This is a genomic window from Streptomyces pathocidini (assembly GCF_001418495.1).
In the GTDB taxonomy this organism is placed as follows: Bacteria; Actinomycetota; Actinomycetes; order Streptomycetales; family Streptomycetaceae; genus Streptomyces; species Streptomyces pathocidini.
In genome coordinates this window covers 1-7,821 of sequence record NZ_LIQY01000583.1, presented here as the reverse complement: position 1 = coordinate 7,821, position 7,821 = coordinate 1, and the positions used below count along the sequence as shown (strand labels likewise).

The following is a 7,821-nucleotide window of genomic DNA, read 5'->3' as shown; positions in this document are numbered from 1 at the left end:
TCTGGAAGCCGTTCGGCCCCTCCCCGGGGTCGCCGCCGCCGTGCGGGGCGAGCAGGGCGGTGGCGCGCAGCGGCTCGATGCTCTGCCCCACCGTCGTCGCCAGCAGGAGCAGCGACCCGGCGCCGACCATGCCGAGCGCTCCGCGGCGGGAGAGGGTTGGCGGGGCAGGGTCGGGGGAGTCCAGCCCGTCCCCCGCGGGCTCTCCCCGCCGCTCCGACCGCCGCTCGCGCAACACTCGTACCGCCTGCGGCAACCGCAGCCCCACATGCGCGAGGAACGCGGCGAGGAACACCCATGCCCCGTAGAAGTGGAGGGGGTAGAAGGAGCCGGGGAAGACGTACTCCAGCTGGATGTCGAGCACCCCGGTGACGAACTCGAACAGCGCCCCGCCCACGAGCAGCAGCAGCGAGAGGCGCTCCAACGCGTGGCCGAGGGAGCGCGCCGGGGGCAGCGCGAACAACCTCGGCACCACCGACCACAGCTTCGCCAGCAGGACCGGGATCAGGGCGATGCCGAGGGTGACGTGCACTCCTTGGGTGAGGCGGTAGAGCCAGTGCGGGTCGGTCGGCCAGTCGAAGAGGTAGAAGCCCAGCCAACCCCGGCCTGGCGTCTTGTCGTTGACCGGCGCCAGGCCCGGGTTGTACGCGGCGTACGAGACCAGGCCGGTGACGAACAGCAGTGTGATCCCGCCCAGCAGGACCACGCCGAGCACCGCCGTGAACCGAACCCCCCGCACCGGGCTGCGCCAGAACCCGGGGGAGGAGGGGAGGGAGGGGGGTGTGGTGTGCTGTCCGTCGCCCATGCTCCGACGGTATGTCGCGCGGGGGGCCGCGGGAGCCGTACGGCCTGTGACGAAACCCTGACGTCCACCGCTCGGCCGTAGCCCGCCCCGTCACGGCGGCCCGGCGAGCATCCGGGCGGGCGAGGATCCCGGGCTCAGGCCAGGACCTGACGGTCCGGGGGGAATCTGACGGTCCGATGACGCCGCCCCGCCGAAGTCCCCGAAGCAGCTACCGTCCCTCTACCGTGCTGGCGTGAAGACCGATCCACGCGCCGACGGGCTGCGCCCGGACGAGGAGCGCACGGGCCGCCGCCGCGATCTGGCCGCCGTGGCCGGAGCCGCCGCCCTCCTGCTCGCCGCCGTGCTCGTCGGCCGGGCCCTCGAGCACGCCGACGGCAGCCTGCACGTCGGCTGGCCGCCGCTGTACGCGTGGTGGGAGCCCCACCTCGGCCCCGGCACCCCGGCGGCACTGGCGGTCGCCGCCGCCGTGATCGCGTACGGCCCCGGGCTCGCGGTCCGACTGCCCTGGCGCGCGCTGGTGTTCGGCGCGTGGGCGGCGTCCCTGGCGTGGATCCTCTCGCTGGCCCTGGTCGACGGCTGGTACCGCGGCATCGCGCGCCGCCTCACCACCCGGTACGAGTACCTCCAGGTCATCGACCGGTTCGACGACGTCGGGGCCACGTTGCGCGACTTCAACCAGCACATCCTGATCAACTCTCCCGACCACTGGCCCGCGCACATCGCCGGGCACCCACCGGGCGCCGTCCTCACGTTCGTCGGACTCGACCGCATCGGGCTGGGCGGGGGCGGCTGGGCCGGGATGTGGTGCGTGGTCCTCGGCGGCTCGGCGGCGGCCGCGGTCCTCGTCACGCTACGGGCGCTGACCGGCGAGCGGATCGCCCGCGCAGCCGCGCCGTTCCTCGTCCTGGCACCGGCCGCGGTCTGGATCGGTGCCTCCGCCGACGGCTACTTCACCGCGGTCGCCGCCTGGTCGATCGCCCTCCTCGCCTTGGCCACGACCCGCAGGGCCCGCTGGCCCGCCGCGGCGGCGTTCGGCTCGGGCCTGCTGTTCGGCCTCCTCTGCTACCTCTCGTACGGGCTGACCCTGTTCGCCGTCATGGCGGCCGGGGTAATGCTCGTCACGAGGACGTCCCGCCCGCTCCCGCTCCTGCTGGCCGGCGCGCTGGTCGTACCGATCGCCTTCACGGTGACCGGCTTCAACTGGTGGGAGGCATACCACCTCTTGGTCGAGCGCTACTACCAGGGCGCCGCAGCCGTCCGCCCGTACGCGTACTGGATCTGGGCGAACCTCGCCTGCACGGTCGCCGTCATCGGCTTCGCCACGGTGGCGGGGCTCAGGCGTGCGGTGGGCGCCGGGCGAGAGGCGGTACGTGAACTGGCACCCGGTACGGGGCAGGAGGCGGTACGCGGACTGGCTTCGTGTACCGCCCCGCCCTCCCCGTCGAGCCGCCTCGTCCTCCTGACCCTGACCGCCCTCCTCACGGTCGCGATCGCCGACCTGTCGGGCATGAGCAAGGCGGAGACCGAACGCATCTGGCTCCCCTTCGCTCTCTGGCTCCTCCCCGGCACGGCCCTCCTCCCAAGATCCACCCACCGCCCCTGGCTGACAGCCCAGGCCATCCTGGCCCTCCTCATCAATCACCTTCTGTTCACGGGGTGGTGAGCCACGCGCTCGACGCCGGAGCAAGGAGGTTGCGTGGAGAACTGCCGGAAGTGGCTGGCTGGCTGAGGGGCGCGGCCGTCAGGTCAGTGTCCCCTCAGGAGGCCCAGTGAGGTGAAATGGCGACGGACTTGCCCCACTTGCTGATGGCCCGCTTGGCCGTGGCGACGACCGTGCCGGCTGTACCGCCGGACAGCAGGGTCATGGCGGCGGCCAGCACCAGGCCGCCGACGCCGACCGCGTTGACGAGCTGCGTCGCCACAGAGCTGGAGAGGCCGAACATGCCGGCGATGTACATCACGCCGATGCCCGCGAAGGCGAGGCCGGTGGCCTTCCGGGAAGTGAACTGCTCATGACTCCGCTGACTCCACTCTTGATACGTGCCAATGGCTGTACGCGCCGCTGGCTGATCACACGTGGGCGTCTTTCGTGGCGGCCCCAAGGGTGGGTGCGGGGGATCCCGTGTCGGAGCGTCGCCGCGGGGGGAGGCACTGCGCTGTCCACCTGAGCCCATGTGCCGTCCGCACGAACCCTTGAGGCCGTGGACGATCTTGACGGAGGGCGGAGGCGGATCGGTACCCGCCAGGCGACCCCCTCCACTCGGACCGCCCGAAAACGGAAATGCGCCAACAGAGAGCTTCAATCGGTCACTCTGGAGTTATTCGTGATCATCCACCTATGATCCTCGCAACTACTCGAGTTCGGTGAACAAGCCCGGGGGGACCCGTGATTCGGGCCGTGATCGCGATCGGCGACCCACGCCTGCGTACGCGTACGCAACACCGGCTGGCCGGCGCGGAGGGTTTCGACCTGGCCGTGCTGGACACCCTCCGGCCCGACGCGATCCCGGCCCTCCACGGCCCGCCGGACGCGATCCTGCTCGACTCGGCCGACGCCAAGGGCCCGGCCGCGCTCGGCCGTTGGGCGCGGGCCGCGCCGCTGGCCGTGTTCGCCGACACCGGCGACCACGAAGCCATCACCGCCGCCCTGAAGGCGGGCGCGCGCGGAATCCTGGCCAGGGATCTCGCGGCGGCCGAACTCGCGGCAGCCGTACTGCTGGTGGCCGCCGGGAGTTGTGTACGGGCCCCGGCGGCCGGCCGCAGAACCGTCGCCGATCTCGTACCGCCCCAGAGGAGTTGGCCGCTGTCACCGAGGGAGACCGAGGTGATGGGCCTCCTCGCGGAAGGCCTGACGAACCAGCAGATCGCCCACTCCCTCTACCTGAGCCCGACGACCGTCAAGGGCCACGTCAGCACGATCCTGCGCAAGCTCGGCGTCAGCAACCGGGTCCAGGCGGTGGCCCTCTACAGCCAGACCCCGGCGGCGTAGCTGTCCGAAGCCGGCCCCCGGCGGCGCAGCCGCCCGATGCCGGACCCCGCGGCGCAGCCGTCCGGCATCTGGACGCCGCCCGCCGCCCGCCAGCGGCTTCTCGCCATTCCTCCGACCCCCGCCGGGAGTTCATCGCCCCAGGCCGCAGACGGGCGATGACCCCACTCAGCTCGACATATCGTGACCAAAATGGATATGGCGATATCTACGGGCGAGTAACTTCGGGCCCCATGCCCCGAGAAGAGACGATCACCGCCGCGCCCAGCGGCGCCGCAGCCCCCGCCCCCGACACGCGCAGCAGCCGCTTCGAGTCCCTGGGGGCCTATCTGCCTCCCCATGTGCTGCCGACCTCGGCCCTGGTCGACCGCGTGGCCGGCGTGCCGGGCCTGGAGCTGGAGCGCATCACGGGGGTGCGGGAGCGCCGGGTGTACGACCGGCGGCCGGAGGCGGGCGAGGACTCGTACGGGCTGGCGCTGAAGGCGGCACGCGACTGCCTGGCCAACTCCCGCTACGAGGCCGGCGAACTCGACGTGGTCGTCTCCTCGTCCATCACCCGGTTCAAGAACCGGGACCGCTTCCACTTCGAGCCGTCCCTCGCCACGATGCTCGCGGGCGAGCTGGGCGCGCACGCCGCGATCACCTTCGACGTGTCCAACGCGTGCGCCGGGATGATGACGGGCGTCTACGTGCTGGACCGGATGATCCGCGCGGGCGTCGTGCGCAACGGCCTGGTGGTGAGCGGCGAGCAGGCCACCAAGGTCGCGGAGACGGCCGCCGCCGAGATCACCGACTCCTACGACCCGCAGTTCGCCTCGCTGTCCGTGGGCGACTCGGGGGTGGCGGTCCTGCTGGACGAGTCGGCCGACGCGGCCGACCGGATCCACTACATCGAGCTGATGACCTGCTCCGAACACTCCGACCTGTGCCTGGGCATGCCCAGCGACCGCACCCAGGGGATCGCGCTCTACACGGACAACCGGAAGATGCACCGCGAGGACCGGCTCCGGCTGTGGCCGGCCTTCCACGGCGACCTGCTGGCGAAGCTCGGCCGGACCTTCGAGCAGGAGGAGTTCGACTACATCGTCCAGCACCAAGTGGGAACCCGGTTCATCGCGTTCGTCAACCGCACCGGTGAGGCCGAGTTCGGCACGCCCATGCCGGAATCCCTCGCGGTGGTGGAGGAGTTCGGCAACACCGCCACCACCGCCCACTTCCTGGCGCTGCACCAGCACCTGCGGGCGGGCACGGCCCGCAGGGGCGCCAAGTTCCTCCTGGTGCCCGCCGCTTCGGGCGTGGTGGCCGGGGCCCTGTCCGCGACGATCACCAGCGCGGGGGTGTGACGCCGTGACCACCGTCATCACCGCGGCCGCGCTCGCCACTCCGCCGGCGCACGACCCCGACCCCTCGCCCGTACGGCTGGCGGCCCGCGCCGCGCGGGACTGCACGGCCGCCGCCGGGGTGTCCCCGGACTCCATCGGCGTACTGGTCAACGTGGGCGTCTACCGCGAGTCCAACCTGTTCGAGCCCGCCATGGCGGCAATGGTGCAGAAGGCGGCCGGGATCAACCTGGACTACCTCGTCCGCCCCGCGCCCGCCGCCGGCTTCTCCTTCGACCTGATGAACGGCGCCTGCGGGGTCCTGGGCGCCGTGCACGTCGCCCAGTGCCTGCTGCACACCGGCACCACCGATCGCGTCCTGATCACCGCTGCCGACGTCCATCCCTGCGGGGACGCGACGCGGGACGCCGCCTACCCGTACGCGGACCTGGGCGCGGCCCTGCTGCTGGAGCGCTCGGCCGAACCGGGTGCCGGGTTCGGCCGCGTCCGGCAGCGCAACGCCAACGGGCGGGCAGGCACTGCCGGTTACCTGGACACCGCCGCCATGGGCCGCGAGGGCCGGAGCCGCATCACGGTGACCCGCGACGCCGACTGGGGCGTGCGGCTGGTCGACCTCGCGACCGGCCTGGTCACCGACCACGCCCGCGAGGAGGGCCTGGACCTCGACCGCACGCTCGTGGTGACCTCCCGTGCCGCGCCCGGCTTCAGGGAACAGCTGGCCGAGCGGCTCGGCCTCGACCCGGCCGCCGTGCTGGCGCCGGAGTCGCCCGGCGGCCCCGGCGAGCCGCACACCGCCGCCCCGGTCCTCGGCTACCTGCGGGCGGTCGGCGCGGACGGCGGACTGCCGGACGCCTACGACCGGTTGCTGTTCGTCTCCGTCGGCGCCGGGCTCAGCGGCGCCTGCGCCGTCTACCGCCCGCAGGGCAGGTGAGAGGAGCATGGTGAATCCTTCGACCGGCTCAGGTACGCCGCGGACGACCGCGCTGGACTCCCGCCCGGCGGGCCTCGCCGACCACCTGGAGTACAACGCCCGTACGTTCCCCGACAAGGCCGCGATCATCGACCCGCGCGGCGGCGCCCACCCCCGCGAACTCACCTACGGCGCCCTCCAGTTGCAGGTCGAGGAGCTGGCGGCGGGCCTGCGGCGGATCGGGGTCGCCAAGGGCACGAAGACCGTCCTGATGGCCCGCCCGGGCCCCGACCTCTTCGCCCTCGTCTTCGCGCTCTTCCGCATCGGCGCCGTGCCGGTCGTGGTGGACCCCGGCATGGGGGTGCGGCGGATGCTGCACTGCTACCGCGCGGTCGGCGCCGAGGCCTTCATCGGCCCGCCCCTGGCCCACACCGTACGGGTGCTGAGCCGCCGCACGTTCGCCCGCACCCGTATCCATGTGACGCTCGGCCGCCGCTGGTTCTGGGGCGGGCACACGCTGGCGGGGCTGCGGGAGGCCGCCGCGCCGGAGGACTTCGAGCGGCCCTCGGGCGAGGACCTGCTGATGATCGGCTTCACCACCGGCAGTACGGGCCCGGCCAAGGGGGTCGAGTACACCCACCGGATGGCCGCCGCGATGGCCCGCCAGGTCGCGTCCGCGCACGGGCGGGACCGCGAGGACGTCTCACTGGTGACGCTCCCCCTCTACGGGATGCTCGACCTCGTCCTCGGCTCGACGCTCGTGCTGGCGCCGGTCGACCCCGTGCGCGTGGCGAGCGCCGATCCGGCGGCGCTGGTGGGCGCGTTGGCGGAGTTCGAGGTGACGACCATGTTCGCCTCACCCGCCCTCCTCCGCGCCCTCGGCGACCACCTGGCCGCGCACCCCGCGGACCTGCCCGCCCTGCGCAGCGTGGTCTCCGGCGGCGCCCCGGTGGCCCCGGACATCGTCGCCGCGCTGCGCGCCGGGCTGGGCGAGAAGACGGAGGTGCACGTGACGTACGGCGCGACGGAGGCGCTGCCGATCTCCTCGATCGAGTCCGCGGAGCTGCTGGGGGAGACGGCGGAGCGCGGGGCGCGCGGAGACGGGACGTGCGTGGGCAGGCCAGTGCCGGGGATGGAGGTCCGGATCGTTGCCGTCACCGAGGAGCCGCTGCCGAGTTGGGACGGGCTGCGGCGGCTGGGCCCGGGCGAGGTCGGCGAGATCGTGGTCGCGGGCGAGGCGGTGAGCACCCGCTACCACGCCTCCCCGGCCGCCAACGCCCACCACAAGATCGTCGACAGGGGTGCGGCGGCGGTCTGGCACCGCACCGGCGACCTCGGCTATCTGGACGGGTCCGGCCGGCTGTGGTTCTGCGGGCGCAAGGCGCAGCGGGTGCGCACGGCGGACGGGGAGCTGCACACCGTGCGCTGCGAGGGCGTGTTCACCGCGCACCCGCTGGTCAACCGGACGGCCCTGGTGGGCGTGGGCGCCCCGGGGGCGCAGCGCCCGGTCCTGTGCGTGGAGACCGTCCCGGGCGTGGACGAGGCCGGCTGGCAGCGCCTGCTGCCGGAACTCCGCTCCCTCGCCACCGCCGCCGGCCCCCCGGCGGCGCACATCCACGACTTCCTCCGCCACCCCGCCTTCCCGGTCGATATCCGCCACAACGCGAAAATAGGCCGCGAGGAGCTGGCGATCTGGGCAACCGGGCAGTTGGGGCAGGACAGTTCGGCCCGCGCCGCGGGCAGGCGTTCCGCAAGGAGGCGGTGGGGGGCCCTCCGGACGGAG

The 7,821-nt window shown here is 73.1% G+C and carries 6 protein-coding genes and 1 pseudogene; 5 read left to right on the top strand and 2 right to left on the bottom strand.

From position 1 onward, the window contains the following. A pseudogene (locus AOK16_RS23040) lies at positions 1–802 on the bottom strand (molybdopterin-dependent oxidoreductase); the annotation flags it as partial. Between the two features lie 232 nt (positions 803–1,034). Between AOK16_RS23040 and AOK16_RS23035 the strand changes: the two are divergent. Then, positions 1,035–2,465: a hypothetical protein gene (locus AOK16_RS23035; RefSeq protein WP_055474066.1), complete on the top strand. Its 1,431-nt coding sequence runs from the start codon at positions 1,035–1,037 to the stop codon at positions 2,463–2,465. A 94-nt stretch (positions 2,466–2,559) separates the two neighbouring features. Here the strand turns inward: AOK16_RS23035 and AOK16_RS23030 are convergent, their stop codons facing one another. Next, positions 2,560–2,760 (bottom strand): uberolysin/carnocyclin family circular bacteriocin, encoded by a 201-nt coding sequence (locus tag AOK16_RS23030; RefSeq protein WP_055474065.1) that lies wholly within the window; start codon positions 2,758–2,760, stop codon positions 2,560–2,562. A gap of 440 nt (positions 2,761–3,200) precedes the next feature. On the opposite strand from AOK16_RS23030, the gene AOK16_RS23025 reads away from it, so the two are divergent. The 4 genes from AOK16_RS23025 to AOK16_RS23010 all read left to right on the top strand — a co-directional run. Further along, positions 3,201–3,791: a helix-turn-helix transcriptional regulator gene (locus AOK16_RS23025; protein WP_055474064.1), complete on the top strand. Its 591-nt coding sequence runs from the start codon at positions 3,201–3,203 to the stop codon at positions 3,789–3,791. Positions 3,792–4,021: 230 nt separating this feature from the next. Next, the gene (locus AOK16_RS23020; RefSeq protein WP_079101682.1) at positions 4,022–5,131 is read left to right on the top strand and encodes a 3-oxoacyl-ACP synthase III family protein; all 1,110 of its coding nucleotides are present in this window, start codon (positions 4,022–4,024) and stop codon (positions 5,129–5,131) included. Between the two features lie 4 nt (positions 5,132–5,135). Further along, positions 5,136–6,059, top strand: a complete 924-nt coding sequence (locus AOK16_RS23015; RefSeq protein ID WP_055474063.1) for a beta-ketoacyl-[acyl-carrier-protein] synthase family protein — start codon at positions 5,136–5,138, stop codon at positions 6,057–6,059. A 7-nt stretch (positions 6,060–6,066) separates the two neighbouring features. After that, the coding region (locus AOK16_RS23010; protein ID WP_107098433.1) for a fatty acid CoA ligase family protein at positions 6,067–7,821 on the top strand (1,755 nt) is incomplete at its 3' end.

Coding starts and splice junctions, on each gene's coding strand:
- AOK16_RS23020 (WP_079101682.1), top strand. CDS start 4,022: ATGCCCCGAGAAGAGACGATCACCGCCGCGCCCAGCGGCGCCGCAGCC.
- AOK16_RS23030 (WP_055474065.1), bottom strand. CDS start 2,760: ATGTACATCGCCGGCATGTTCGGCCTCTCCAGCTCTGTGGCGACGCAG.